We start from the raw sequence: 25020 nt of genomic DNA, 5'->3' as shown, positions 1-25020 counted from the left end.
GAGGTCCGCCCGTGAAAGCCTGGGAAGATCTCGTCGGCACCGCCCTCCTCGGCACCCGGCGGCGCACCCTGGACGCCTCCGCCCAGCCGGCGGCCGTCCAGGACCTCGTCGCCGACCGCGGCGACCCCGCCGAGCAGCTGCTCGCCGCCGCGGCCGTGCTCACCGTCTACCGGCGGGCCGGGCGGCAGCCGCTGCGCGACGTCCGGCCGCTCCCCGTCGCCCTCGAAGACGAGCGCCCCTTCGTTCCGCCGCTCGCCCGGGAACGGCTCGGCCGCCTCCTCGCCGCCAGTCACCCCGACCTCCTGCTCGAGTGGCTCGGCATCGTCGCCGGCACCGGCCACCGCGTCCCACCCGAAATCCTGCCGCTGCTGGCTGAGGCCGCCCGCACCAAAGCCGCCCTCCGGGGCCCCCTGGTCGCGGTCGCCGGGCCGACCGGCGCCTGGCTCGGGCAGCGGAACCCCGACTGGGCTTTCCTTTCCGCGCCCGCGGAAGCCCAAGCCGACGTCTGGCAGTACGGCAGCCTGGCCCAGCGCCGCCGGTGGCTCGCCACGCACCTCGCCCAAGACCCGGACGCCGCGCGCGAAGCCCTCACCACCTCCTGGAAAACCGAACCTGCCGACGTCCGGGCCGACTTCCTCGGCGTCCTCGCCGGGCACGTCCGAGCCGGCGACGAAGCCTTCCTCGAAGCTGCCCTCACCGATCGGGCCGCCGCCGTCCGGGAACAGGCCGCCGATCTGCTCGGGCGGCTGCCCGGCACCCGCTACGGCGAAAGCATGGCCGAACGGCTGCGCCCCCTGGTCCACCGCCGGAACCGGGTGCTCACCGTCGCCCTCCCCCACGGCGAACGCGGCGACGGCACCGTCCGGCTGCGCACCCTCGTCGCGGCCGCGCCCCTCGCCTTCTGGACCGAATTCGGCCCGCCCGCGGAGGTCGTGCGGATGACCGTCGAGGGCTGCCCGGCCGCCGTGCTGCGGGACTCCTGGGCCACCGCCGCCCTGCGCCAGCGTGACGAAACCTGGGCACAGGCGCTCATCGGCGCCGACCCCGGCGGGCGCACCACGCCGCCGCTTCTCGGCGTGCTGAGCCCGGTCGGCCAGGCCGCCACCATCGGGCACCTGGTGAGCCGGCTGCCCGTCGAATCGTTCGCGCGGCTGGTGCACGAACTGCCCCGGCCGTGGACGAAGGAACTCGGCACCGCGCTGCTCGACTGGATCGCCCGCCAGGACGACCACCGCCTGGTCTCGCACGCCGCCGTCGTGATCGCGCGCGCCGTCCCGCCGCCGTGCCTGCGCCACCCGCTGGCCACCACCCGCCTGACCATGGACGCCGGGCCCTGGCGCCGGGCGCTCACCGAAACGCTGAACTTCCGCCGCGAAATGTACGAGGAGCTCGCATGACCGCCCCCACCGTCCTCCGGCCGCACGCCGAACAGGACCACGCCGCCGAGCTGGCCGCGCTGGCCGCCGCCGACGACCGGGCCAAGCCGCCCAATTGGAACCTCTCACCGTGGGCCGTCGTCGAGTACCTGCTCGGCGGCACCCTGCCGGACGGCACCGTGATCACCCCGAAGTACGTCGGCCCGCGGCGGCTGATCGAGGTCGCCGTCGCCACCCTCGCCACCGATCGCGCGCTGCTGCTGCTCGGCGTCCCCGGCACGGCGAAGACGTGGGTGTCCGAACACCTCTCCGCCGCCATCAGCGGCGACTCGACGCTGCTGGTCCAGGGCACCGCGGGCACGTCCGAGGAGTCGATCCGCTACGGCTGGAACTACGCCCGGCTGATCGCCGAGGGCCCGAGCGCGGCCGCGCTGGTCGAAAGCCCGGTGCTGCGCGCGATGCGGGACGGCAAACTGGCCCGGCTCGAAGAGCTGACGCGCCTCCCCGCGGACGTCCAGGACTCGCTGATCACCATCCTGTCCGAGAAGACGCTGCCGGTCCCGGAGCTGGCCACCGAGGTGCAGGCGCGGCCGGGCTTCAACCTGATCGCGACGGCGAACAACCGCGACAAGGGCGTCAACGAGCTCTCCAGCGCGTTGCGGCGGCGGTTCAACACGGTCGTCCTGCCGCTGCCGGACAGCGCCGAGGCCGAAGTGGAGATCGTCAGTAGGCGGGTCGCCGAGCTGGGCACCTCGCTGCAGCTGCCCGCCGAAGCCGCCGAGCTCTCCGAGATCCGCCGGGTCGTCACGATCTTCCGCGAGCTGCGCTCGGGCCGCACCGAAGACGGCCGCACCGCGGTGAAGTCGCCGTCCGGCACGCTGTCGACCGCGGAGGCGATCAGCGTGCTCACCGGCGGGCTCGCCCTGGCCACCCACTTCGGCGACGGAGTCCTGCGCCCGCACGACGTCGCGGCGGGCATCCACGGCGCCGTCGTCAAGGACCCGGTGGCCGACCGCGCGATCTGGATCGAATACCTGGAGACCGTGGTCCGCGAGCGCGACGGCTGGGCCGACTTCTACCGGGCCGGCCAGGAGCTTTCGTGACGGCCACCCACCTGCTCGGCATCCGCCACCACGGCCCGGGATCCGCCCGGGCCGTGGCGACCCGGCTCGCCGAACTCGAACCCGACGTCGTCCTCATCGAGGGCCCACCAGAAGCCGACGCGCTGGTCGAGCTCACCGAAGACCCGGCCATGCAGCCGCCGGTGGCGCTGCTCGCCTACGCCGCCGACGACGTCTCGCGCGCCGCGTTCTGGCCGTTCGCCGTCTTCAGCCCCGAGTGGCAGGCGCTCGCCTACGCCCGCGAGGCCGGGATCCCGGTGCGGTTCTGCGACCTCCCGGCCGCGCACACCTTCGCCGCGGCGCCGGACGAGCACACCGGCCCGCCGGTCGATCCCCTCGCCCTGCTGGCCTCGGCCGGCGGTTACGACGACCCGGAACGCTGGTGGGACGACGTCGTCGAGTCACGGCGGGACACCGAAAGCCCGTTCGAGGTGATCGCCGAGGCGATGAGCGCCGTGCGGGAGGACGAAGAACCCCCGCAGGGCAACGAAGCCCGCCGCGAGGCCTACATGCGCTCGGTGCTGCGCCGCACCCGCAAGGACGGCTTCGAGAACATCGCCGTCGTCTGCGGCGCCTGGCACGTGCCCGCGCTGGCCGACCCGCTGCCGCCGGCGTCCCACGACCAGGCCGTCCTCAAAGGACTCCCGAAGCGGAAGGTCGCCTGCACCTGGGTGCCGTGGACGCACGGGCGCCTCGCCACGGCCAGCGGTTACGGCGCGGGCGTGCGGTCGCCGGGCTGGTACCACCACCTCTTCACCACGGCCGGCGACGTCACCGCGCGCTGGCTGGCCGGGGTGGCCGCGGTGCTGCGGGAGGAGGACCTGCCCGTCTCGACCGCGCACGTCATCGAGGCGGTCCGGCTCGCCGAGACGCTGGCCACGCTGCGGGGCCGGTCGTCGGCCGGGCTCGCCGAGGTCACCGAAGCCACCCGGTCCGTGCTGTGCGGCGGGGACGAGGTGCAGGTCGAGCTGGTCACCCGGCGGCTGGTGGTCGGCGAGCGGCTCGGCGAAGTGCCCGACCGCGTCCCGCAGCCGCCGCTGGCCGCGGACCTGACCGCGACCGCGAAACGCCTGCGGCTCAAGAAGGACCCGGAGGTCAAGGAGCTCGACCTCGACCTGCGGACGCCGGGCGGGCTCGACCGCTCGAAGCTGCTGCACCGGCTGCGGATCCTCGGCATCGAGTGGGGCAGCCGGGAGGCGTCGGCGCGGCGGAACCGAGGCACCTTCCGTGAGACGTGGGTGCTGTGCTGGGAGCCGTCGTTCGAGGTCGACCTGGTCGCGGCCGCGGTGTACGGCACCACCGTGCCGTCGGCGGCCACCGCCGTGGTCCGCGGCACCGTCGAAGGCACGCCGCCGCTGGACGAGGTCACCACGGCCGTCGAGAACTGCCTGCTCGCCGACCTGCCGGAGGCACTGCCCGAAGCCCTCGCGGCGCTCGACGCCCGGGCGGCGGCGGACGCGGACGTCGCCCGGCTGATGTCGGCCCTGCCCGCGCTGGCCAGGGCGACCCGGTACGGCAACGTCCGCGGCACCGACACCGGCGCGCTGCGGACGGTCGCCGACCGGATGCTGGACCGGATCTGCGCCGGCCTGCCGCCGGCGGCCCACGGCATCGACGACGACGCCGCGGCCCGGCTGGCCCAGCTGGTCGACGGGGTGCACGACGCGACCTCCCTGCTGGGTGACGAGGCGAAGGAGCGCTGGCTGGCGGCGCTGGCCCGGCTGGCGGAGCGGCCGTCGCTGCCGCCGCTGCTGGCCGGACGGCTCAGCCGGATCCTGCACGACGCCGGGCTGTTCGACGCGCTCGACATCGAACTGCGGCTGGGCCGGGCCCTCACGCCGGGCGTCACACCGTCGGCGGGCGCGGCGTACGTCGAAGGGTTCTTCGACGGCGGCGCGCTGCTGCTGGTGCACGACGAAGGCCTGCTGCGGGTGATCGACGCGTGGCTGGCCGGCATCCACGCCGACGTCTTCACCGAGGTGCTTCCGTTGTTGCGTCGCACTTTCGGCGCGTTCAGCGGGCCCGAAAAGCGGGCGATCGGGCAGCGCGCGGCCGGGCTCACCGGCTCCGGGCGCACGGTGGCCGTGGCCGGCGAACTGGACGAGGGCCGGGCCGAGCGCGTGCTGCCGGTCCTGGCGACGCTCTTGGGGGTGGGGGCATGAGTACCGCGGACACGGACCGGGTGCGGCGCTGGCGGCTGGTGCTGGGCGGGGACGGCGCCGGGCCGGGGTCCGGGCTGGAGGACGCTCAACTGTCCGATGAGGACAGTGGGGTGGACGCGGTGCTGGCCGCCCTCTACGACAAGCCCGACGAAGAGGCCACGGGCGGGCCGCGCAGCGCGAACCTGGGCGCGTCGGCGCCGCGGGTCGCGCGCTGGCTGGGCGACATCCGGCGCTACTTCCCGAGCACCGTCGTGCAGGTCATGCAGCGCGACGCGGTCGACCGGCTCGGGCTCACCCGGATGCTGCTGGAGAAGGAGCTGCTGGCGGCGGTCGAGCCGGACGTGCACCTGGTCGGCACCCTGCTGTCGCTGAACGGCGTGCTGCCTGAGGAGACCAAGGAAACCGCGCGGGAGGTGGTCCGCAAGGTCGTCACCGAGCTCGAGGAGCGGCTCGCCGAACGCACCCGCGCGGCGATCCGGGGCGCGCTGGACAAGGCGTCGCAGACGCACCGGCCGCGTCCCGGCGACGTCGACTGGGCGCGCACGATCCACGCGAACCTCAAGCACTACTCCCCCGACCTGCGCACGATCGTCCCGGAGAAGCTGATCGGCTTCGGCCGGCGGCAGCAGGCGGTGCAGCGGGACGTGATCCTGGCCGTCGACCAGTCGGGGTCGATGGCGGAGTCAGTCGTGTATTCGGGGCTGTTCGGCGCGGTGCTGGCGTCGATGCGGGCGTTGAAGACGTCGTTCGTCGCGTTCGACACGGAGGTCGCGGACCTGACCGAGCACCTCGCCGACCCGGTCGACGTCCTGTTCGGCACCCAGCTGGGCGGCGGCACGGACATCAACCGGGCGATCGCGTACTGCCAGGGCCTGGTCGAGCGCCCGGAGCGGACGTTGCTGGTGCTGATCAGCGACCTCTACGAGGGCGGCGACTCCGACGAGCTGCTGCACCGCATCACCGAACTGGCCGGCGCGGGCGTCCAGGTGGTGACGCTGCTGGCGCTGTCGGACTCGGGCGCACCGTCGTACGACCACGAGAACGCGGCGGCCCTGGCCGAGCTGGGCATTCCGGCCTTCGCGTGCACCCCGGACCAGTTCCCGGAGCTGATGGCCGCGGCCATCCGCGGCGACGACCTGCAAGGGTGGGTCGCCCGGGAGACCAGCTGAGTTGCGGAATGAAACTGACGACCAGGCGGTTGACCGGAGTGCGGGACGACAACTCCCGCAGGAAGGACGGCTCGCCATGAAGGTCCGCAGCTCGCTCCGCTCGCTCGCCCGCCAGCCGGGCGCCCAGGTCATCCGCCGGGGGACAAAGGTGCTGGTGATCAACAAGGACAACCCCCGCTCGAAGGCCCGCCAAGGCTGACGCCGGAACACAACACCGCCGGGGCCCGGCCATGTGCCAAGGGGCATCACGCGTGACTGGCCGGGCATCACCCGTGATGCCCCTCCAATCACGCGAGATGACTCCCCAATCACGCGAGATGACTCCCCAATCACGCGAGATGCCCCTCGGCGCACACCGTCAGCAGCGGTACTCGAGCCGCAGGTAGCCGATCAGGCCGTACCAGGACGACGGGAAGTGGCCCGTTGCCAGGAACCGGTACTGGAGGCTGCTGTCCGGCAGGTTCCGGGCGAACTCGTTCGGGTCCGGCGTGTTCGGGAAGCTGTTGCCCACCAGGCCGAGCTCGGCGCCGTTGCGGTCCAGCACGTGGACCCACATCAGCCAGGCGTCGTGGTCGTCGCTGCTGGTGACCGTGCCGTCGAACGAGGCCGTGCCGTCCGGGTTCAGGACCCAGGTCGCCCCGTGGAACAGCGTGCAGTCGCCCGAATGCAGGTCGTTGGGCGCGGTGAAGGCGAGGCCGGCTTGCGTCGACGCCGGGCCGACCACCCCCGCGGTCGCGGCCGAAGCCGGCGCGGTGACGGCGAGGCCGCCGCTCAGCACGGCGAGCGCGACGGCCGCCGATTTCGCCAGGAGAACAAGTCGCATCAGTGTTTCCTCCCTGATCACGTGATGGCGTGTGTTCACCACCGTGACACGGCGGAAAATCGATCACCAGGAGCCGGCGGACACGGAACACCACCCGCAGAGGCGGTCCTTCCGCTGCCCGAAAATGAAGGACCTCAGCGCATCGCGGCGGCGCGGCCGAAGCGCAGCACCCCGTCGTCCACGCGACCGAACCGCATGTCGGCCAGGTCCAGCAGAAAGTTCTGGCGCATCATCCAGGGCCGTCGCCCGCCCTGCTTCGGCAGGCCGGAGGCGGCCCTCTTGATGTACCCCGACTGCAGGTCCACGATCGGCCGCGGACGACGGCGAGCGCTGCAGCGCGAGCGCCGGGACCAGCGTCACCGCCGTCGCGCCGCTGCCGATCACCACGATCCGCTTGCCCGTGTAGTCCGGCGAATCCGGCCAGTGCTGTGGGTGCACGATCTCCCCGGCGAACTCCTCGCGGCCCGGGAAGTCGACGACGGCCCGGACTCGTACGAGTAGTAACCGCTGCACAGGTACAGGAACAGGTCCCAGGTGCCGCCGATCGTGTCACGCGCTTCCAGCACCGCGTACGTCTTGCCCGGCAACCGTTCCTGCAGCCGGCAGGCCGCGCCGATGCCGGACAGGCCGGCGCCCACGATCAGGACGTCCACGTGCTCGGTCACTGACGGCAGCCCAACCGAGGTGGGGACCCCGCCGGACCGGGTCGGGGCACCGGCCCGGCGGGGAGGTCTTACGCCAGGACCACCTTGGTGGCACCGAATGCGCCCTTCACCGGCACCACAACGGCCCGGCCGCGCACCGTCACCGTCACGCTGTCCTGAAGCTGCGTCGGATCCGACACCGCCAGCTGGGTCCGGGCCCCGCACCGCCCGATCGCGACCGACGCCGGGCCCGACACGGTGAGGTCGCCGACCGAGCCCGCCGCGAAGAAGTTCGCCAGCACCGTGCCGCCGGCCAGCCGGATCGCCTGCACCACCGGGGTGTTCGCCAGCACGCGCCATGCCCAGGACGCCGTCAGCGTGTCGATCACCGAAGCGCCCGGCAGCACCGCGTACGCGTACTTCGCGTCCGTCGGCTTGACGCCGTGTTCGAGCACCAGCTTCTGGTACCGGCGGGTGTTCGGCGTCGTGGTGCCCTTGGTGTTGGCGCCCGTGTCGATGTCGCGCCACGCGCCCGTCCGATCCTCGCGCACCGCCGTCACCGAAGCGTCGTCGAGGACCACGTACCCGCCGACGTTCTCCAGGTGCACCCAGCGCGGCCGCCGCAACGCGGAAGCTTTCCCGAGGTCGGTGGCGACGCGCCGGCCGTCGGCCAGCAGCGTCCCACGGCCGCCCTCGCCGAGGTTGCGGTTCTCGATCGTCGTGCGGACCGCGGCGGCGGACGTGCCGGTGATCCCGGCGCCGAGGCAGACGATCCCGTCCGGGGTGAAGAACCACGACTTCTTCGCGACCAGCGAGCCGTCCCAGTTCTTGAAGTCGATCGCGTGGGCGCCGTGCCGCGCGTCCCAGCGGACGCCGCCGGTGTGGGCGTTCGGGCCCACCGGCACGCCGCCGAACTTGGGATCGACCGGACCGTCGTGCTCGGTCGTGCCCGGCAGCAGCAGCGGGTCGACCGTCGGCCAGTAGGCGTCGGTGTAGTGGCCCTTGGCGTTCGGCAGAAACATGTAGAGCACGCCGTCGCCGACGTGGTAGCCCTTGAGGTTCTGGCCGTTGATGGCCTCGTAGCGCGAAATCCGCGTCGAGCTGACGCCCAGCGAGGCCGACCACCCCTCGGTGACGTGGACCAGCCGGTCCTGCTGGCCGAAGATCCGGTGCGTCGCCTCGACCCGCGTCGGACGCGCGCCCGACGCCAGCATGTCCTGCGCGAACTCGATACCCGGCGTCGCCACCAGGTCCGGGCCGGGCGCGAACCGCTCCGGGTCCGGGATCTTCAGGAACGGCGCGAACGTGCCTTCCTTGATCCACTTCGCGGCGAGCGCGTTGAGGTCGGTCTTCGTCTTGCCCGGCGCCGTCCGGGCCAGCACCAGCGTCGCGACCGTGAGCTGGTGGCCGATGTCGTGACCGGTCTCCCCCTGCCGCGACAGCATCCGCCCGCGCACCGGCTCCATCAGCGCGCCCGCGTAGACGAAGGGCGCGAAGCTGTCCGCGACGAGCGCGTAGATCTTGTCCTTCAGCGGCTGCGGGAGCGCGTATCCGGTGCCCTGCGTGACGTGGATGGCCCCGGCGAGCGCGGTCAGCAGCACGATGCCGTAGTGCCCGGGGTACGGGATGGTGTCGTGCTGGATGAACGAGCCGTCGACGTGAAAGCCGTCGCCCGCCGCGCGGTCCAGTTTTGCGACGACGCTCGCAGCGCCCCCGCCCGCGACGTCGGTGAGCGCGTCGATGCCGGTCTTGATCCACGCCGTGTCGCCGAGCATCGCACCCGAGACGATCGAGATGAGCGCTTTGTCCGCACGGTTGGCGCCGGTTTCGACCACCGACGGGTTGTTCGCGCGCAGGTTCGGGTTGCCGACGAACCGCTTGACCGGCGCGAGGTAGCGAGCCAGCTGTTCCGCGGTGAGCTGGTCGGCGACCACCGACAGCGTGTGCAGCAGGTAGTACGGGATGCCGATTTCGTAGGTGTACCAGTTGCCGATTTCGCCGACGTTTTCGTGGTACTGGCTGGCGTTGATGAGGCCCAGTGCGGTTTTGATGCGGTCGAGCACCACCGGGTCACCGGACAGCGCACCGCCCGGGGTGCCCCAGTCGACGGCGATCGCGCGCAGCCGCGCGTACATCGACGTCGTGTAGTCGCTGCCCGGTCCGAGCGGCAGGTCCGTCCACAGTGGAGCACCGCCGCCGGCGACGGACAGGCTCGCGTTGTAGGCTTTGGCGACGCGGCCGAGGTTGGCCAGCGCCTCGGTGCGTTCCGGCGACGGCCGGTTGATACCGGTCTGCAGCTGCCGGTACGCGGCGACGATCGACGCGGTCGCGGCGGGCACCGGGCCGGCCGCTTTCACCGGAATCGCCGCGGGATTCGCCGCGGCCGCGGCGAAGGCCGGGCGGGTCAGGAGCACGGTGGAAGCGGCCGCCAGGGCACCACCGCGCAGGGCATTTCTCCGGTTCACGGGCATGACAATGCCTCCCAGGATCAAGACATCCTTGGCTTGCGGGGACAGGGATTCAGTTGTGCGGCGGCGGACACCCCGGGCACTTTCACGTGAAAGTGCCCGGGGTCGGTCAGGGGCGGGAGCCGTCGGTGCGGCGGGGCAGCTGCCAGGGGTTGGCCTCCTGCAGGGGCTCGGGCAGCAGGGCGTCCGGGAAGCCCTGCCAGGCGATCGGGCGCAGGAACCGCTCGATCGCCGCGGTGCCGACGGACGTCGTCGTCGGGGCCGTCGTGGCCGGGTACGGGCCGCCGTGCTGCTGGGCCCAGCTCACCGTCACCCCGGTGGGCCAGTCGTTCCACAGCAGCCGGCCGGCGATGCGGGCCAGTGACGGCAGTACCGGCCGGAGCCAGTCCGCATCGGACTCCTCGCCGTGGATCGTGGCGGTGAGCCCCGGTTCGATCACCTCCAGCAGGCGCAGCAGCTCGGCCTGGTCGGCGTAGGTGACGATCAGCGACGCCGGCCCGAAACACTCCTCGTGCACCGTGGCGCCGCCCTCGAGGAACTGCTTGCCGGTGGTCGCCAGCAGGGTCGGGGTGAACGCGGGCGAGGAAGATGCCGACGAAGACACGACCTCCACGCCCGGCACCTCCCGCAGCGCCGAAAGCTTCGACGCGTATCCCGAAGCGATCCGGTCGTTGAGCATCGGCTGGGCGGCCGCCCCGGAAAGCGCCGCGCGCAGCGTGTCGGTCAGGCCGTGGTCCTCCGGCAGGAACAGCAGGCCCGGCTTGGTGCAGAACTGGCCGGCGCCGAGGGTGAACGACCCGGCGTAGCCCTTGGCCACCGCTTCCCCGCGCGCGGCGATCGCGGCCTCGGTGACCACGACCGGGTTGACGCTGCCCAGCTCGCCGTAGAACGGGATCGGCCGCGGCCGCGCGTTCGCGATGTCGAACAGCGCCCGCCCGCCGGGGATCGAGCCGGTGAAGGACGCCGCCGCGATCCGCGGGTCCTTCAGCGCCGTGACGCCTTCCTCCTGGCCGAAGATCACGTTGAACAGAGCGGCCGGGGCGCCCGCCTTGATCAGCGCCTCCCGCACGACCGAGCCGCTCTGCGCGGACAGCTCCGGGTGCCCGGGGTGGGCCTTGAGGACCACCGGGCAGCCCGCGGCCAGCGCGGAGGCGGTGTCCCCACCGGCGACGCTGAACGCGAACGGGAAGTTGCTGGCCGCGAAGACCAGCACCGGCCCGATCGCGGTCTTGACGCGGCGGATGTCCGGGCGCGGGCCCATCGGCCAGTCCGGGTCGGCGTGGTCGACGGTGGCGCCGAGGTACTCGCCGTCGGACAGGACCTCGGCGAACAGGCGCAGCTGGAACGTCGTGCGCTTCAGCTCTCCCGCCAGCCGCGGCGTCTCCGGCAGGTGCGTCTCGGCGTGCGCCAGCGGGACCAGTTCGCCCGCGGCGGCGTCGAGGGCGTCGGCGACGGCGGTCAGCCAGCCGGCGCGTTCGGCCGGGGTCGCCTCGGCGGCGGGACGGGCGGCGTCGGCGGCTCCCGCCAGGATCTTCTCGAGCGTGGCGGCGTCGGTGGCCTGGCTCATCGGTGGAACAGCTCCTCGATCACATTTCCGGTCCGGGGGCGGGCCCCCGGCGGGGTCCGGGGTTCGACCCCGGATGTCTCAGTTCTCATGGGCGGCGGCGGTGGCCGTTTCCAGGTCGCCCCAGCGACCCGGACCGGCCAGGCCGAGGTGGTACAGGTGCAGCTCGGCGGCACCGGCCTTGGCCAGCTCGCCGACGTACGCGGCGATGTCCGGCACCGGCGCGACGGCGACCGCCGTGATGTAACTCGCGATCGCCACGCGTTCGGGCAGGGCTTCCCGGGCCGCCGCGACGGCCTCGGCACCCGTGGCGGGGGCCCACCCGAACACTACGACCGCGTCGACGTCGTCGGGCGCCGACGGCGTCAGCCCGGGCAGCGCGCCGGTGACCCACGGGTCGAGCGCGCCGTGCAGCACGATCCGGATGCCCGCAGGCAGCGTCGCCAAAACCGCGGCCCGCAGCTCGTCGGTCGCCTGCTGCCGGACCCGCAGCAGCAGCTGGGTGAGTTCCGGCGGCAACCGGTCACCGGAAACGCCGAGGTCGCCGGTCGCGATCAGCCGCCGGACCTCCTCGACAAGTTGGGCCCGGACGGTGTCCGCATCGACGTCCCACGAAGAAGCGCAGGCGTCGCAGCAGCAGATCGACAGCAGCCGGGCCACCGCGGGCGCCCACACGCCGTCGGTCTTCTCGTGCTGGTGCTGGTGCACCGCACCGAGCGGGCCGCACGCCTCGAGGATCACCGTCGCCAGCTCCAGCCCCGCGACGGCCTCCGCGGTCACCTTCGCCGCGTACTCGCGCACCGCGGGCTGCGACGGGCACAGCGCCCACGGGTAAGCCTCGCCGAAGCAGTTGCGGACCACGACGTCCGGGTGCGCGTAGCCGAGCTGGGAGTTGTGGGTCAGCACGATCCAGCCGGCGGCCGGGACACCGGCCTCGTTGAGCAGCCGGACGGCGTCACCCCCGGAATCCCCGGACGAGACCCAGTCCGGAGTGGACGGTTGAAGCCCGCCCCAGCTCTCGGGCACCGGCCGGTAGAACGCCGCGTGGCGCGCCACGACGGCCGTCCGGGACGGCGACCACGGCGTCGCCGCGCGGGCGCTGTGGTACGACAGCGCCACGGCCACCTCGTCGACGCCGAGATTCTGCACCCGCGAAACGAACCCGGATTCCAGGACGTCCCAGGGGTAGGCGTATCCCGTCACCTTCACCGGCTCACCACCTCGCCGTGTTCGCTTCGAACCCGGGCACGTACTTCCGCATGTAAGTCCCGTCGTCCCGCTTGGTCAGTCCACATCGGACGTAGTTTTCGTGCAGGCGAGCCAGCGCGTCCTCGTCGAGCGTGATCCCGAGCCCCGGGGTGGCGGGCACCGCGACGGCGCCGTCGGTGAACGCCAGCACGCCCGGTTCGATGACGTCCTCGACCTTCCACGGCCAGTGCGTGTCGCAGGCGTAGGTCAGGTGCGGCGTCGCCGCGGCGACCTGCACCATCGCGGCCAGGCTGATCCCGAGGTGGCTGTTGGAGTGCATCGACAGGCCGACGCCGAAGCTCTCGCACGTCACCGACAGCGACTGCGTGGCCCGCAGCCCGCCCCAGAAGTGGTGGTCCGACAGCAGCACGCCGATCGCGCGCGCCCGGAAGCCCGGCTCGACGTCGCCGTAGTTGACCACGCACATGTTGGTGGCCAGCGGCATCGACGCTTCGGCGGCGACTCGAGCCATGCCTTCGATGCCGGGCGTCGGGTCTTCCAGGTACTCGAGCACACCGTCCAGTTCGGACGCCACCCGGATGCTCGTCTCGACCGTCCAGGCGCCGTTCGGGTCGATCCGCAGCGGGTGCCCGGGGAAGGCCTCGGCCAGCGCACGGACGCCGTCGACCTCCTGGGCCGGCTCGTAGACCCCGCCCTTGAGCTTGATCGAGCGGAAGCCGTACTCGTCGAACATCCGCTTCGCCGACCCGACCAGCGCCTCGGGCGTGGTGATCTCGCCCCAGGAGTCCTCGCGGCCGTCGATGTGCTTGCCGTACTTGTAGAACAGGTAGGCGGAGAACTCGACGGCGTCGCGGGCCTTGCCGCCGAGCAGGTCGGTCACCGGACGGCCGAGGAAGTGGCCCTGCGCGTCCAGGCAGGCGACCTCGAACAGCGAGTACACGCTCGCGATCGTCTTGCGGATCGAGAAGCCGCCGATCAGGCCGTGCGCGTCGGTCAGCACCGTCTCCGACAGCGCCTCCGCGACCAGCCGCTGCAGGCCGGGCAGGTCGAACACGTCGTGGCCGCGCAGCCGCGGCAGCACCTTGCGCACCTCGCCGAGGAAGGCGTCGTCGCCGTAGGACTCGCCGAGCCCGACGATCCCGTCCTCGCACTTGACCTGGACGACGCTGCGCAGTGCGAACGGCTCGTGCACGCCCATGACGTTGAGCAGCGGCGGGTCCGCGAAGGCGACCGGGGTCAGCACCACGTCGAGGATCTGCATCAGCCGAGCCCCTTCAGCGTCACGAAGCCGTCCTCCACGACCTTCTCGAGCCGGCGGATCTGTTCCGGCGTCGGCTCGACGAGCGGCGGCCGGACCGGGCCGACCTTGTCGCCGCGCAGCCGGGCGGCGGCCTTCACCAGCGAGACGGCGAAGCCGGGCGTCTCGTCCCGCAGCGTCACCAGCGGCAGGTAGAACCCGGCGAGCAGGGCGTCCATCACCCGCGTGTCGCCTTCGGCGAGGGCGCGGTGGAAGCGGTGCGCGATCTCCGGGGCGAAGCAGTGCACCGCCGAGGAGTACCGGGCGACGCCGATCGCGGCGTAGGCCTTGGCCGAGACCTCCGCGGTGGGCAACCCGTTGAAGAACAGGAAGTTCCGCGACCGCTCGGTGTCCAGCGACCGGATCGTCGTGATGATCCGGGTCATCACCTCGACGTCGCCGTAGCCGTCCTTCAAGCCCACGACCGACGGGATGTCCAGCAGCGAAGCCGCCGCGGGCGCGGTGAACACGCCGGTGCCGCGGTGGTAGACGATGACCGGCACGGACGAGTCCCCGACGGCGTAGGAGACGAAGTCGACCAGCCCCGCCGACGGTCCGGTGACCAGGTACGGCGGCAGCAGCAGGACGCCGTCCGCACCGCCCGCCTGGGCCGCCGCGATGCCGGCCCGCGCCGACGCCGCGCCGCCACCGGCACCCACCCAGACCGGGACGCGGCCGTCGGCCACCTCCCGGGTCCGGGCGAGCACCGAGGCGTGCTCGGCAGGCGAGAGCGAGCTGAACTCGCCGGTGCCGCACGCGACGAACAGCGCACCGGCGCCCGCCGCGATGTGGCTCTCCACGTTCTCCGCGAGCGCGTCGAGGTTGACCTCGAGGTCCTCGGTGAACGGGGTGAGGGGGAACGCCAGCAGGCCGTCCAGCTCGATCTCGTTCTGTGCCATCAGTTTTCTGCTCTCTCGTCCTTTTTCGGGTGCGGCCGGGTGTGGCCTTCGTCAGGCGGGCACGGTCGTGCCTTCCTTCTTCCGGTCGACGTCGTCGTCGGCGGCGTTCACGGTGTCGATGATCTCGTCTGCGTCAGCGCTGTGCTCGGGGGCGAGCCGCCCGAGGCCGATGTAGAGCACGAGCGAAACCAGGATCGGCGTCGCGACGAGCACGGTCTGGTTCGCCTTGAAGACGTAGTACACCAGCGCGTAGTCGATCAGGCCGCCCGCCCAGGAGATCAGCGCGGCGCGCGGGCCGCACTTGCGGAACCACGGCAGCATGCCCAGCAGCAGCGGGATGGAGATCGGGCCCATCAGCGCGGCGACCCAGTTGACGACGATCTGCAGCACGCCGCCGAGGTTCTGCGCCTGGGTGGCCACGAGCATGGTCAGCGCGACGAACACGACCGTGGTGATCCGGGCCGCCTTCAGGCCCTGGACGTCGGTCCACTGCCGGGTGCGGCGGAACATCGCCGGGATCATGTCGCGGGTGATCACCGCGGAGATCGCGTTGGCGTCGGAGGAGACCATCGCCATGGTGTGCGAGAAGATCCCGGCCAGCACCAGGCCGACCAGGCCCGGCGGCAGGAACGTCGTGGTCATGATCGCGTACGACTGCGTCGGGTCCTTGACGCCCGGGATGAGCAGCGGGGCCGCGAACATCGGGAACATCAGCACCAGCGGCCACAGCAGGTACAGCGCCGACGACAGCCGCGCGCCGCGCTTGGCTTCCTGGGTGGTCGGCGCGGCCATGTACCGCTGCGCCAGGTTCCACATGCCTCCGTTGTACTCCAGCGTCTTCACCAGCACGTAGACGAGCAGGAAGATGGTGGTGTACTTGGACGTCACCGGGTCGATGTGGCTTTCGGGCAGCTTGTCCCACATCGTCCAGAGCGCCGAGATCCCGCCCAGCTTGCCGAGCACCACGACGATCATCACGATCGCGGCGATGGCCTGGATGACGAACTGGCCGAAGTCGGTGAGCGCGTCGGCCCACAGGCCGCCGATGGTGCAGTAGACCAGGGTGACCGCGCCGGTGATGAGGATGCCGAGGTTGTAGTCCAGGCCGGCGAAGACGTGCAGCAGTGTCGCGACGGCGAACCACTTGGCCGCGATGTCGAAGATCTTCAGCAGGCTGCCGCTCCAGGCCAGCGCCTGCTGCGTCGGCACGTTGTACCGCTTGGCCAGGTACTCCAGCGGCGAGGCGACGCCGAGCTTCGAGCGCAACCGGTTCCAGCGGGCGGCGAACAGCCAGCTGCCGATGCCCACGCCGATGCCGATGCTGGCGAAGCCCCAGAAGTACACGGTGACGCCGGTGGTGTACGCCACGCCCGCGTACGCGACGAAGAGCACGGCGCTGTAGCCGGACATGTGGTGCGAGATGCCCGCCAGCCACCACGGCATCTTGCCGCCGGCCGTGAAGAAGTCCTTGACGTCACTGACTCTCTTGTGTGACCACCAGCCGATCACGATCATCAGCGCGAAATACGCGCAGACCATCGCCCAGTCGAGTGCGTGCACCGCAGGCCCCTTTCCGCGTCCACGTCGATGTGGTGTCGCTGTTCACATCTATGAACGGAGTCTGTTATAGTGATTATGTTCATCCATAAGAACGTTGTTCGGGACGCTAATATGGCCGGGGTCACAAGTCAACGGCCGGACGGAGGCGCACAAATGCCGCAGAAGGTGGACAACTCGGCGGCGGCCGACGGCGCGCCCGCCGAGACCTCGGGCGTCAAGTCCGCGCGCCGGGCCGTCGACCTCATCGAGACCTTCGCGGCGAACGACGTCTGGCTGTCGCTGTCGGACCTGCACGCGCGCACCGGCTTCCCGCGTTCGTCGCTGCACGGCCTGCTGCGGACGTTGCTGGAAGCCGGCTGGCTGGAGGCGGACACGAACACGGCCCGCTACCGCCTCGGCGTCCGCGCGTTGATCTGCGGCACGGCGTACCTGGACCGCGACGCCGTCGTCCCGTTCGCCACCGAAGCGCTGGAGCGCATCCGCGAGAAGACCGGCTTCACCGCGCACTTCGCGCGCCGCAACGGCACCGAGGTCGTCTACCTGGAGACGCGCGAGTCGCAGCGCTCGACGCACCTGGTCTCCCGCGTCGGGCGCACGCTGCCCGCGCACGCGACCGCGCTGGGCAAGGCGCTGCTGGCCGAGCTGACCCACGACGAGATCGAGGCGCTGATGCCGGCGACGCTGCCCGCGCTGACGCCGAACACCATCATCACGCTCGAAGGCCTGCACGCCGAGTTCGCCGCGATCCGCGAACGCGGGTACGCCGCCGAGGTCGAGGAAGGCACGCTGGGCGTCCGGTGCGTCGCCGCGGTGATCCCCTACCGCATCCCGGGCACCGACGCGATCAGCTGCTCGATGCCCATCGCCCAGGTGACCGACGACGACGCCCGCCGCGTCGGCGAGCTGCTCGCCGAGACCACCGCCGAGCTCGGGCAGCAGCTGCGCCGGGCCGGCATCCGTTGACTCTTCTGGTTGAAAGGAATCCCATGACGGACCAGCGCGTGCTCATCACCGGGTCGGCGGGCGTCGTCGGCACCCTGATGCGCCCCCGCCTGCGGCGCCCGGGCCGGGTGCTGCGCCTGCTCGACCTGGCCCCGCAGACGGCTTCTTCCGACAGCGAGGAGATCGTGACCGCTTCGGTCACCGACGCGTCGGCGATGGCGGCGGCGTGCGAAGGCGTCGACGCGCTGATCCACCTGGGCGGGCACAGCCGCGAGAACTCGTGGGAGGCGACGCTCGACGTCAACATCAACGGGACGCAGAAGGTTCTGGAGGCGGCGCGGGCCGCGGGGATCCAGCGGGTGATCCTGGCGTCGAGCAACCACGCGGTGGGCTTCCGCCGGGTGGATTCGGACCTGCCTGCCGACTCGTCCCCGCGGCCGGACACGTACTACGGCGTCTCGAAGGCGGCGATCGAGGCACTCGGGAGCCTGTACCACTCCCGGTTCGGCATGGACGTGATCGTGATCCGGATCGGCTCGTGCTTCGAGACGCCGCTGCCGCTGGGCCCGCGCGGGCTGACGACCTGGCTGTCGCCGGACGACGGCGCGCGACTGTTCGAGGCGTGCCTTTCGGCGCCTTCGCCGGGGTACCGGCTGATCTGGGGCGTCTCGGACAACACGCGCCGGATCTACTCGCTGGCGGAGGCCGAGGCGCTGGGCTACAAGTCGCTGGACGACGCCGAGGTGTACGCGGACCAGCTGGCGTCCAAGCCGGCCCCGACGGGACCGGCGGCCGAGTACCTCGGCGGCCCCTTCTGCACCGCGCCCCTGGGCGTCTTCAACCCGCTCTGACGCCCACCCCAAACGCCCCAGTGGCGTTTTTTTGGGGGGCCCATGCTGTTGGCGAAGTCGGGCCAGTTGTTGGCGAAGTCGGGCCAGGGTCCGGCTTACCGTCCTGCCGCGGCTTGTCGTGAGTGGTATTTCGGGTTAGAACCCTAAATACCACTCACGACAGCCGCGGCAGACCACCCGACTACCGCATCCGACGACTTCGCCAACAGCACCGTCAGATGCACCCAATGTGGCGCTGGCGACCGGACAACAAGCGGGGCCGAGGTCAGCGCACCAGGGCTGTCAACGCTGCCGGCGCAACCACCGTCCGGCCCGTCGTGTGCTGGTAGCGGCGCACGATGTCCCGGCACCTCGACCGGCACCCCACCCGGCGTTCGGCCCGCAGCAGCCGGTTGCGCCGAGGCGGCGGAAAGGCCGAAGCGAGACGCGCGAGCAGGTCCCGGCGGTCGGCCCCGGCGGCGCGCATCACCCACTCGGCGCCGGGATCGAGCGCGACGAGCGCCAAGGCGAGGTGTTCGACGCGGTGCTCGCGTTCCCGGCGGGCGAGCGCCAGCCGCAGGGACGCGCCGTAGGCGGCTTGGAGGTCCAGGCCGATCGGTGGGACTGCCCGGGCGCACCGCCGCCGGGTCTTCCCCGCTCCCAGCGGGAACAGCTGCTCCGTGGCCGGCGGCCGGTCCGCGAGGACACCCGGTAGCGGCCCGAGGTCGACGCCGAGTGCGGCCAGCGCCTCCCGGTCGGCAGCCGCGCCCGCGCCGTCCGGGGCGGCCCGGCGCACGACCTGCTCGACGCCGCCGAGGCCGGACAGCGGCCCTTCGGTGAGCGCGAGCAGCAGGTGTTCGCTCCCGACCCGGGGGTGCCCGAGTTCCCGCGCCAGGCCGGACGCCCGCCGCATCACCCGCCCCACCGCGGGATGGTCGCCCTGGAACATCAGCCCTCCCGGCCGCGGTGCTTGCGGTGCACGGTCTGCTTGGTGACGCCGAGCCGCCCGGCGATGTCCTGCCACGACCAGCCGGCCCGCCGCGCGGCGGCCACCTGGTCGGCCTCGAGCTGCTCGGTCAGCCGCCGCAGCCGCGCGACGGCCCGCAGCGCGACGTCCGGGTCGGTACTGCGCACGGCGTGGTCGAGATCGGTCGTCAAACTCACCGTGTCAGCATATGCTGACACAAGGGAGGGCGTCAACATATGCTGACGGGTACTAGTACCTTTGCGGCTTCCCCGGCCCCGGCACCCCCGCCAGGGTGGCGGTCATGATCTTGAAATCCCGCCGCGCCCGGAAGTGGTCGATCGTCGTGGCGAGCGCGCTGGTCGTCGTCATCGGCGGCGCCTACGCACTGCTGCAGGTCGCCGGCTCCCGGACGTTCCAGTTCTTCGGCACCCTCGTGAACCGGGTCGACACCGGCGAAAAGCTCGTCGCCCTCACCTTCGACGACGGACCCGATCCCGCGGGCACGAAACCGATCCTCGACGCACTGAAGAGCCGTCAGGTGCCGGCGACCTTCTTCCTCATCGGCCGGGACATCGCCGCGCACCCGGACCTCGCCCGCGACATCGCCGCCGCCGGGCACGAGATCGGCAACCACAGCTTCAGCCACGACCGGATGATCGGCGTGACGCCGTCGTGGGTCGCCGACGAGGTCGAAGCCACCGACGCCCTCATCCGCACCACCGGCTACACCGGCGACATCCTCTTCCGGCCGCCGAACGGCAAGAAGCTCTTCGCCCTGCCCCGCTACCTCGCGTCGCACAACCGCACGACGGTCACCTGGGACGTCGAACCGGACTCCGCCGGCACCCCCGACGCCGCCACCATCGAGAAGACGACCGTCGACCAGGTCCGGCCGGGCTCGATCGTGCTGCTGCACGCGATGTACCCGGCGCGCGAGCAGACCCGCGGCGCGCTCGGGCCGATCCTCGACGGGCTCAAGCAGCGCGGCTATCGGTTCGTGACCGTGTCGCAGCTGCTGGCAGCACGACACTGACCACCCATTCGCCGTCGCGCGGGCCGTGGGTCAGCGCTCCCCCGGCCGCCGCGGCCTGTTCCGCGAGCCCGGCCAGCCCGTAGCCGCCGCCGGTGTCCGGCGTTCCCTTCAGCGTGTTCCGCGCGGTGATCGTCACCCGCTCCCCGCTTTCGACGCCGAGCCGGAGCCGGACGCCGGGACCGTTGTGGCGCAAGGCGTTCACCGCCGTCTCGGCGATGAACCGCTCGGCCAGGTCCCGCACCGGCCGCGGCAGCGCGGGCAGCACCGGGTCGCGGTCGAGCACCAGCCCCGCGGTGCGGAGCCGGGCCAGCACCTCGGCGAGGTCGGGGGCGCGTTCGGCGTCGTCGCGCAGATCGTCCAGCGTGCGACGGACGAGCGTGAGCGCGCCCCGGCCGGCGGCCAGCAGGGTGTCGAGGCGTGCGCGGTCGGCGTCGGTCAGGTCGCCGACCGCGCGCAGCGTCTCGGCCTGCACGAGCATCACGGCCGTGGTCTGGGCGAGCGTGTCGTGCAGCCGCCGGGCCGCGCGCTCGGCCCGCTCGGCGAGCGCGCGACGGCGTTCGGCACCCAGCAGCCAGGCGACCGCGGCGATCGTCACGGCGAGGACCGTGCCGTCGAGCGGACCCTTCGCCGGGAAGACGGCGGCCCCGACCACCAGCGCCGCGGCGGCCGCGAGCCACCGCTGGGGCGTGCTGTAGAGGGCGAGCAGCACCGGCACGTACATCGTGTTGCGCGGCTGGTCGAGCAGCAGGTGCCCGGCGGTCGCAAGGGTCACCACGGCGAGCACGAGGGCCGGGGCGCGGCGGGCCCACAGCAGCGGGATCAGCTGGGCCGCGCTGAGCCCGGCCGCGAGCCACCCCTGCTGCGGCGTCCACGCGCCGCTGGCGAAGAACACCGCGGCCACCGCCGCCGTCGTGCCGAGAGACTGGCGCATGCGCCGACAGTACTGTCGGGACTCTACTGTCGGGACACTAGAGTGCGAGCGTGATCCGGGTTCAGGTCGTCGACGACCACGCGCTGGTGCGCGAGGGCCTCGCGCTGATCCTGGGCGCGCAGCCGGACCTCGCGGTGGTGGCGCAGTACGCGAGCGGACGGGAGTTGCTCGAGTCGTCCGTCGAAGCCGATGTCGTGCTGCTCGACCTGTACCTGCCCGGGATGGACGGCCTCGCAGTCCTGCGCCGGCTCGGGCCGTCGGGGCCACGGGTGCTGATGCTGACGACGGTCGGCCGGCCCCGGGAGATCCGCGAAGCGCTCGGCGCGGGCGCGGCGGGGTTCGTGCTCAAGGACGCTTCGGGCGACGAACTCGCGGCGGCCATCAGGGCGGCCCACCAGGGCGTGACGGCCCTGAGCCCGGCGGCGGCCGCGGCCCTGAGCGGCGGCGGTGCGCTGACGCCGCGGGAGCGGGACGTCCTGGAGCTGCTCGGCGAGGGACTGTCCAATCGCGACATAGCGACCCGGCTGCGGCTGGCGGAGCGGACGGTGAAGGTGCACGTCGGCAACGTGCTGGCCAAGCTGGGCGTGACGAGCCGCACCCAGGCGGCGCTGCTGACCAGGGACCGCTGAGTGGACTGGCTGCCGTCCTGGTGCACGGCCCACCTGGGTGCCGCGCCGGCCGCGGTGCTGTTCGAGCGGCGGTCCCTGTCGGAGGTCGCCGGGCTGCGGCTGGCCGACGGGCGGGAGGTCGTGGTCAAGGCCCGCGAGGACGACGGCCGGGCCGCGGCGTGCGTCGCGGCGCAGACCGCATTGGCGGAGCGCGGGTTCCCGTGCCCCCGGCCGCTGACGCCGGCGACCACCGTCGGCAAGCTGGCGGTGCACGCCGAGGAGTTCCGGCCCGGCGGCGTCCTGTTTCCGGGCGACACTCCGGACGTCGCCGTGCGCTATGCGGCGGTGTTCGCCCAGGTGATGGCCGAGCTGACGAGCGTGGCGGTCCCGCCGCCGCTGCCGAACCCGCGGTGGGCGCGGTGGGACCACGCGGACCCGGGACTGTGGCCGTCGCTCGGTTTCCTGGACTCGCGCGACCAGAGCGTGGTGCCCGCGGTGGTGACCGAGACGGCCGTCCGGGCGCGCAAACGTTTGCTGGCCGCGGACCTGCCGTGCGTGCTGGGCCACGCCGACTTCGAAGCCCAGAACCTCCGCTGGCGCGACGGGGAGATCTGGGCGGTGGACGACTGGGACAGCCTGGCGTGGCAACCGGAAGCCGCGTTGGCGGGCGCGGCATCCGGGGCGTTCGCCAACGCGACGCCGCCGACGTTGGCGCCGATCGAGAGCTCGGCGGCGTTCCTGGCCGCCTACCAGGAGTTCCGGAAGCGCCGGTTCTCCCCCGAAGAGCAGGAGATCGCGTGGGCGGCCGGCCTGTGGCCCGCCCTGCACAACGCTCGCTGGGAAGCGTTGCACGGCGACCGCCCGGTCTGCGGTGACGCGGTCCGCAGCCAGGCCGCCGGACGTCTCCGCCGGGCGGGCGCATGATCGGCCAACTTGGTGAAGGGGGAGCAGTCATGAGGTTCACCGTCATCCGCGACGACCTCCCGGCCCAAGCCGAAGGGGAGTCGCACTGGTTCGTGGCCGAGGACGGACAGTCCCACCCTGTCGCCGTGGTGCGGCGCATGCCGGGCGTCGCCGAGGCCTTCACGCCGAACCTCCGGTGGGAACCCGTTCCCCTGGGGCGTGAGCTCGAAGCGGTCGGCAGGGAGCACCGGACGGTCAGGGACGTCTCCCCGGGCGCGGGACTCGTCCTCGCCTACCACCTGGCCCGGCGAGTTCGTCAATCGAAGCAGCTTCACGAATGGGGCGGCGACGTCTGGTACTTCGGAATCTACGACACGTGCGAGGAGACCTTCGACATAGCCGGCACACGCCTCCTCGTCGCGACCGACGCGGGCGACAAGTGGTTCGGAAAACGGTACGCCGGGCACGGCCGGTGGGAGCCGACCCGCAGGCTGGACGACATCTGGCGCGGCCTCCGCCACGAGGACGTGCTCGCCCTCAGCCCGGCCGAAGCGGAAGCGATCATGAAACGGCTCGGCTGACTTGTACGGCCCGTGTACGTCCCCGGGTTAGCGTCGCGGGCCATGTCGAACCAGTGGAAACTGCTCTCGCTCGGCGTGTTCGCCGCCCTCACGGCCGCCACCGCCACCACGGTCACCGCCACCGACGCGGCCGCCGCCGTGCCGAACACCTACTACGTCGACCAGGCCCTCGGCAACGACAACGCCGCCGGAACCCAGGCCGCGCCCTGGAAGTCACTCGCCAAAGTCGCCGCCACCGAACTGAAACCCGGCGAAACCGTGCTGCTGCGCCGCGGCCGGACCTGGTCCGGCGGGCTCAGCGTCTTCGGCAAGGGGTCGGACGGCGCGCCCGTCACGATCGGCGCCTACGGTGACGGCGCGCGCCCGATCGTCCAGGGCAACGGCGAAGCGTGCGTCAACCTGCCCGGCGACTACATCACCGTGCAGGACCTGCAGGTCGGCGTCGCGGCCGATGCCGGGCGCTGCTCGTGGGCCGGCGTCGAGGTCGGCGGCGACCACGACAAAGTCCTCTCGAACTACATCACCGGCGCCGGCGCGGGCGTCTACATCGCGCCGAGCGCCGACGGCACCGAGGTCACCCAGAACGACCTCGTCGACAACAACCACATGACCGTCGTGACGCCGGGTGGCAACGACGACTCCGGCGCGTTCGCCATCCTGGTGCAGGGCAACGGCTCCGACATCGGCTGGAACCGGATCAGCGGGTCCATCGCGGTGAGCGACGACTTCGGCGGCCTCGACGGCGCCGCGGTCGAGGTCTTCTGGGGCTCGGACAACATCATCCACCACAACATTTCCGAGGACAACGAGTCCTTCACCGAGCTCGGCACCGACGCGAAGGACCCGGACGGCGTGTCCCGCAACAACGTCTACGAGTACAACGCGGTCTTCGGCGCCAAGACGCGCGGCGGCATCGTGACGCGCGGTGCCCAGGACGGCAACGGCCCGGTGACCGGCACGGTCTTCCGCAACAACTCCGTCCGGTTGAGCAACGCGGAATCCGAAGGGTTCGTCTGCTACGGCGGCTGCACCAACCAGACGCTGAAGCTGACCCAGAACGTCATCCAGGCCGCCATGAAGATCGGGTACGCCGACACCGGCTGGACCGCGACCGACCACAACGTCTTCTTCGGCGGCCAGCGGCAGTTCACCCCGGGCGCGACGGACAAGGTCGCGGACCCGAAGTTCACCTCCGCGACGAACCTGATCCTCAAGACCGGCAGCCCCGCGATCGGACTCGGCGTCACGAAGTACGCGAGCGTCGACGTCGACGGCAACCCGGTCGGCACCCGGATCGACGCCGGCGCCTACCAGTTCACCCCCTGACGTACCGGGTCAGCATCGCGACCAGCTCGTCCTCGAGCCGCCGGGCGTCGATCGGGTCGGGCTCGGCCAGCAGGTCGTGGACGACCAGCTCAACCGTGGCGATGACCAGGCGGGCCGCCGTGCCGAGGTCGGCGACGTGGACTTCGGGGTGGCCCGCCAGGAGGTCGCGGGTGTAGCCGACCATGGTCCGCTTCATCCGGCCGACCCGCTCGAGCAGCTCGTCCGACCGCGGGGCCTGCTCGAGCAGCATGCGCAGCAGGTGGGGGTCGTCGCGGTGGGATTCCACCGTGAGCCGGACGAAGACGCGGAAGATGTCCTCGATCGGACCGGGCAGCGGGCCGGTCAGGACCTTCGCCGCGGCCGCCACGCCGTCGTCGAGGTGCCGGGTCAGCAGCTCGGCGAGGATCGCGTCCTTGTTCGGGAAGTACTGGTACAGCGAGCCGATCGAGATGCCGGCGCGCTCGGCGATGCGGTTGGTGGTGCCGGCGGCGTAACCGTGGTCGGCGAAAACGTGAGCAGCCGCGGTCAGGATCCGCTGCCGGGTCAGCTCGGCGCGTACCTGACGCGGCTGTTTACGTGGCTGGATGCGGCGCTGGTCCGACGGCAC

24 protein-coding genes and 1 pseudogene are annotated in these 25020 nt (G+C 72.1%); 12 read left to right on the top strand and 13 right to left on the bottom strand.

The window, feature by feature from the left end; translation table 11 throughout:
- Positions 1 to 11: 11 nt before the first annotated feature.
- From ACLJQF_RS35730 to ACLJQF_RS35710, 5 genes are all read left to right on the top strand, one after another.
- Positions 12 to 1397, top strand: coding sequence for a DUF5691 domain-containing protein (locus ACLJQF_RS35730; protein WP_410614683.1), 1386 nt, complete (start codon positions 12 to 14; stop codon positions 1395 to 1397).
- A complete protein-coding gene (locus tag ACLJQF_RS35725) occupies positions 1394 to 2479 on the top strand; it encodes an ATP-binding protein (protein ID WP_410614682.1) in 1086 nt (361 codons plus the stop codon). Before ACLJQF_RS35730 ends, ACLJQF_RS35725 begins: the two co-directional genes overlap by 4 nt.
- Positions 2476 to 4659 (top strand): DUF5682 family protein, encoded by a 2184-nt coding sequence (locus ACLJQF_RS35720; protein WP_410614681.1) that lies wholly within the window; start codon positions 2476 to 2478, stop codon positions 4657 to 4659. Before ACLJQF_RS35725 ends, ACLJQF_RS35720 begins: the two co-directional genes overlap by 4 nt.
- A complete protein-coding gene (locus ACLJQF_RS35715; RefSeq protein WP_410614680.1) occupies positions 4656 to 5828 on the top strand; it encodes a VWA domain-containing protein in 1173 nt (390 codons plus the stop codon). Before ACLJQF_RS35720 ends, ACLJQF_RS35715 begins: the two co-directional genes overlap by 4 nt.
- Positions 5829 to 5904: 76 nt before the next feature.
- Positions 5905 to 6027 carry a ribosomal protein bL36 gene (locus ACLJQF_RS35710; RefSeq protein ID WP_410614679.1) on the top strand — a complete coding sequence of 41 codons (123 nt, stop codon included), beginning with the start codon at positions 5905 to 5907 and terminating at the stop codon, positions 6025 to 6027.
- A gap of 159 nt (positions 6028 to 6186) precedes the next feature.
- On the opposite strand, the gene ACLJQF_RS35705 is transcribed toward ACLJQF_RS35710, so the two are convergent.
- The 9 genes and pseudogenes from ACLJQF_RS35705 to ACLJQF_RS35665 form a co-directional block, all read right to left on the bottom strand.
- Complete coding sequence (locus ACLJQF_RS35705) at positions 6187 to 6651, bottom strand: DUF6294 family protein (protein ID WP_410614678.1); 465 nt, start codon at positions 6649 to 6651, stop codon at positions 6187 to 6189.
- A gap of 134 nt (positions 6652 to 6785) precedes the next feature.
- The gene (locus ACLJQF_RS35700) at positions 6786 to 6956 is read right to left on the bottom strand and encodes a hypothetical protein (RefSeq protein ID WP_410614781.1); all 171 of its coding nucleotides are present in this window, start codon (positions 6954 to 6956) and stop codon (positions 6786 to 6788) included.
- Between the two features lie 13 nt (positions 6957 to 6969).
- Positions 6970 to 7316: pseudogene (locus ACLJQF_RS35695) on the bottom strand (NAD(P)-binding protein); the annotation flags it as partial.
- A 68-nt stretch (positions 7317 to 7384) separates the two neighbouring features.
- Positions 7385 to 9766 (bottom strand): polysaccharide lyase 8 family protein, encoded by a 2382-nt coding sequence (locus ACLJQF_RS35690; protein ID WP_410614677.1) that lies wholly within the window; start codon positions 9764 to 9766, stop codon positions 7385 to 7387.
- A 106-nt stretch (positions 9767 to 9872) separates the two neighbouring features.
- The gene (locus tag ACLJQF_RS35685) at positions 9873 to 11330 is read right to left on the bottom strand and encodes an aldehyde dehydrogenase (NADP(+)) (RefSeq protein ID WP_410614676.1); all 1458 of its coding nucleotides are present in this window, start codon (positions 11328 to 11330) and stop codon (positions 9873 to 9875) included.
- A 78-nt stretch (positions 11331 to 11408) separates the two neighbouring features.
- On the bottom strand, positions 11409 to 12536 hold the full coding sequence (locus tag ACLJQF_RS35680; RefSeq protein ID WP_410614675.1) for a hypothetical protein: 1128 nt from the start codon (positions 12534 to 12536) through the stop codon (positions 11409 to 11411).
- 4 nt (positions 12537 to 12540) lie between these two features.
- Positions 12541 to 13797: a glucarate dehydratase family protein gene (locus ACLJQF_RS35675; protein WP_410614674.1), complete on the bottom strand. Its 1257-nt coding sequence runs from the start codon at positions 13795 to 13797 to the stop codon at positions 12541 to 12543.
- Positions 13797 to 14732 (bottom strand): 5-dehydro-4-deoxyglucarate dehydratase, encoded by a 936-nt coding sequence (locus ACLJQF_RS35670; protein ID WP_410614673.1) that lies wholly within the window; start codon positions 14730 to 14732, stop codon positions 13797 to 13799. The genes ACLJQF_RS35675 and ACLJQF_RS35670 overlap by 1 nt, the downstream gene beginning before the upstream one ends.
- Before the next feature lie 51 nt (positions 14733 to 14783).
- On the bottom strand, positions 14784 to 16292 hold the full coding sequence (locus ACLJQF_RS35665; RefSeq protein WP_410614672.1) for a sodium:solute symporter family protein: 1509 nt from the start codon (positions 16290 to 16292) through the stop codon (positions 14784 to 14786).
- Positions 16293 to 16445: 153 nt separating this feature from the next.
- Here ACLJQF_RS35665 and ACLJQF_RS35660 point away from each other — a divergent pair, with 153 nt between their 5' ends.
- On the top strand, positions 16446 to 17255 hold the full coding sequence (locus tag ACLJQF_RS35660) for an IclR family transcriptional regulator (RefSeq protein ID WP_410614671.1): 810 nt from the start codon (positions 16446 to 16448) through the stop codon (positions 17253 to 17255).
- 23 nt (positions 17256 to 17278) lie between these two features.
- Complete coding sequence (locus tag ACLJQF_RS35655) at positions 17279 to 18085, top strand: NAD-dependent epimerase/dehydratase family protein (protein WP_410614670.1); 807 nt, start codon at positions 17279 to 17281, stop codon at positions 18083 to 18085.
- Between the two features lie 265 nt (positions 18086 to 18350).
- Here the strand turns inward: ACLJQF_RS35655 and ACLJQF_RS35650 are convergent, their stop codons facing one another.
- On the bottom strand, positions 18351 to 19013 hold the full coding sequence (locus ACLJQF_RS35650; RefSeq protein WP_410614669.1) for a Clp protease N-terminal domain-containing protein: 663 nt from the start codon (positions 19011 to 19013) through the stop codon (positions 18351 to 18353).
- Positions 19013 to 19222 (bottom strand): helix-turn-helix domain-containing protein, encoded by a 210-nt coding sequence (locus ACLJQF_RS35645; RefSeq protein ID WP_410614779.1) that lies wholly within the window; start codon positions 19220 to 19222, stop codon positions 19013 to 19015. The genes ACLJQF_RS35650 and ACLJQF_RS35645 overlap by 1 nt, the downstream gene beginning before the upstream one ends.
- 110 nt (positions 19223 to 19332) lie before the next feature.
- Between ACLJQF_RS35645 and ACLJQF_RS35640 the strand changes: the two genes are divergently transcribed.
- Positions 19333 to 20064, top strand: a complete 732-nt coding sequence (locus tag ACLJQF_RS35640) for a polysaccharide deacetylase family protein (RefSeq protein ID WP_410614668.1) — start codon at positions 19333 to 19335, stop codon at positions 20062 to 20064.
- On the opposite strand, the gene ACLJQF_RS35635 is transcribed toward ACLJQF_RS35640, so the two are convergent.
- A complete protein-coding gene (locus ACLJQF_RS35635; RefSeq protein ID WP_410614667.1) occupies positions 20006 to 20995 on the bottom strand; it encodes a histidine kinase in 990 nt (329 codons plus the stop codon). The genes ACLJQF_RS35640 and ACLJQF_RS35635 overlap by 59 nt on opposite strands.
- A gap of 50 nt (positions 20996 to 21045) precedes the next feature.
- Between ACLJQF_RS35635 and ACLJQF_RS35630 the strand changes: the two genes are divergently transcribed.
- Genes ACLJQF_RS35630 through ACLJQF_RS35615 form a run of 4 tightly spaced genes read left to right on the top strand, consistent with a single transcriptional unit; the run spans position 21046 to position 24413 of the window.
- Positions 21046 to 21624, top strand: coding sequence for a LuxR C-terminal-related transcriptional regulator (locus tag ACLJQF_RS35630; protein WP_410614666.1), 579 nt, complete (start codon positions 21046 to 21048; stop codon positions 21622 to 21624).
- Positions 21625 to 22527, top strand: a complete 903-nt coding sequence (locus ACLJQF_RS35625) for a phosphotransferase (protein WP_410614665.1) — start codon at positions 21625 to 21627, stop codon at positions 22525 to 22527. It abuts the gene before it with no gap.
- Between the two features lie 29 nt (positions 22528 to 22556).
- Positions 22557 to 23087, top strand: coding sequence for a hypothetical protein (locus ACLJQF_RS35620; protein WP_410614664.1), 531 nt, complete (start codon positions 22557 to 22559; stop codon positions 23085 to 23087).
- A 42-nt stretch (positions 23088 to 23129) separates the two neighbouring features.
- Complete coding sequence (locus tag ACLJQF_RS35615) at positions 23130 to 24413, top strand: right-handed parallel beta-helix repeat-containing protein (RefSeq protein WP_410614663.1); 1284 nt, start codon at positions 23130 to 23132, stop codon at positions 24411 to 24413.
- Here ACLJQF_RS35615 and ACLJQF_RS35610 read toward each other — a convergent pair.
- Positions 24403 to 25020, bottom strand: a complete 618-nt coding sequence (locus ACLJQF_RS35610) for a TetR/AcrR family transcriptional regulator (RefSeq protein ID WP_410614662.1) — start codon at positions 25018 to 25020, stop codon at positions 24403 to 24405. The two genes, ACLJQF_RS35615 and ACLJQF_RS35610, sit on opposite strands and share 11 nt — an antisense overlap.

Source organism: Amycolatopsis sp. lyj-109, from assembly GCF_046548995.1.
In the GTDB taxonomy this organism is placed as follows: Bacteria; Actinomycetota; Actinomycetes; order Mycobacteriales; family Pseudonocardiaceae; genus Amycolatopsis.
The sequence above is the reverse complement of the archived record's forward strand: the minus strand, read 5'-3'. Positions and strand labels throughout refer to the sequence as shown.

Excerpts from the sequence above, each read along its gene's own strand:
- ACLJQF_RS35640 (WP_410614668.1), top strand. The coding sequence starts at position 19,333 with ATGATCTTGAAATCCCGCCGCGCCCGGAAGTGGTCGATCGTCGTGGCG.
- ACLJQF_RS35685 (WP_410614676.1), bottom strand. The coding sequence starts at position 11,330 with ATGAGCCAGGCCACCGACGCCGCCACGCTCGAGAAGATCCTGGCGGGA.
- ACLJQF_RS35675 (WP_410614674.1), bottom strand. The coding sequence starts at position 13,797 with ATGCAGATCCTCGACGTGGTGCTGACCCCGGTCGCCTTCGCGGACCCG.
- ACLJQF_RS35670 (WP_410614673.1), bottom strand. The coding sequence starts at position 14,732 with ATGGCACAGAACGAGATCGAGCTGGACGGCCTGCTGGCGTTCCCCCTC.
- ACLJQF_RS35635 (WP_410614667.1), bottom strand. The coding sequence starts at position 20,995 with ATGCGCCAGTCTCTCGGCACGACGGCGGCGGTGGCCGCGGTGTTCTTC.
- ACLJQF_RS35655 (WP_410614670.1), top strand. The coding sequence starts at position 17,279 with ATGACGGACCAGCGCGTGCTCATCACCGGGTCGGCGGGCGTCGTCGGC.
- ACLJQF_RS35620 (WP_410614664.1), top strand. The coding sequence starts at position 22,557 with ATGAGGTTCACCGTCATCCGCGACGACCTCCCGGCCCAAGCCGAAGGG.
- ACLJQF_RS35715 (WP_410614680.1), top strand. The coding sequence starts at position 4,656 with ATGAGTACCGCGGACACGGACCGGGTGCGGCGCTGGCGGCTGGTGCTG.
- ACLJQF_RS35660 (WP_410614671.1), top strand. The coding sequence starts at position 16,446 with ATGCCGCAGAAGGTGGACAACTCGGCGGCGGCCGACGGCGCGCCCGCC.
- ACLJQF_RS35710 (WP_410614679.1), top strand. The coding sequence starts at position 5,905 with ATGAAGGTCCGCAGCTCGCTCCGCTCGCTCGCCCGCCAGCCGGGCGCC.
- ACLJQF_RS35705 (WP_410614678.1), bottom strand. The coding sequence starts at position 6,651 with ATGCGACTTGTTCTCCTGGCGAAATCGGCGGCCGTCGCGCTCGCCGTG.
- ACLJQF_RS35615 (WP_410614663.1), top strand. The coding sequence starts at position 23,130 with ATGTCGAACCAGTGGAAACTGCTCTCGCTCGGCGTGTTCGCCGCCCTC.
- ACLJQF_RS35725 (WP_410614682.1), top strand. The coding sequence starts at position 1,394 with ATGACCGCCCCCACCGTCCTCCGGCCGCACGCCGAACAGGACCACGCC.
- ACLJQF_RS35650 (WP_410614669.1), bottom strand. The coding sequence starts at position 19,013 with ATGTTCCAGGGCGACCATCCCGCGGTGGGGCGGGTGATGCGGCGGGCG.
- ACLJQF_RS35690 (WP_410614677.1), bottom strand. The coding sequence starts at position 9,766 with ATGCCCGTGAACCGGAGAAATGCCCTGCGCGGTGGTGCCCTGGCGGCC.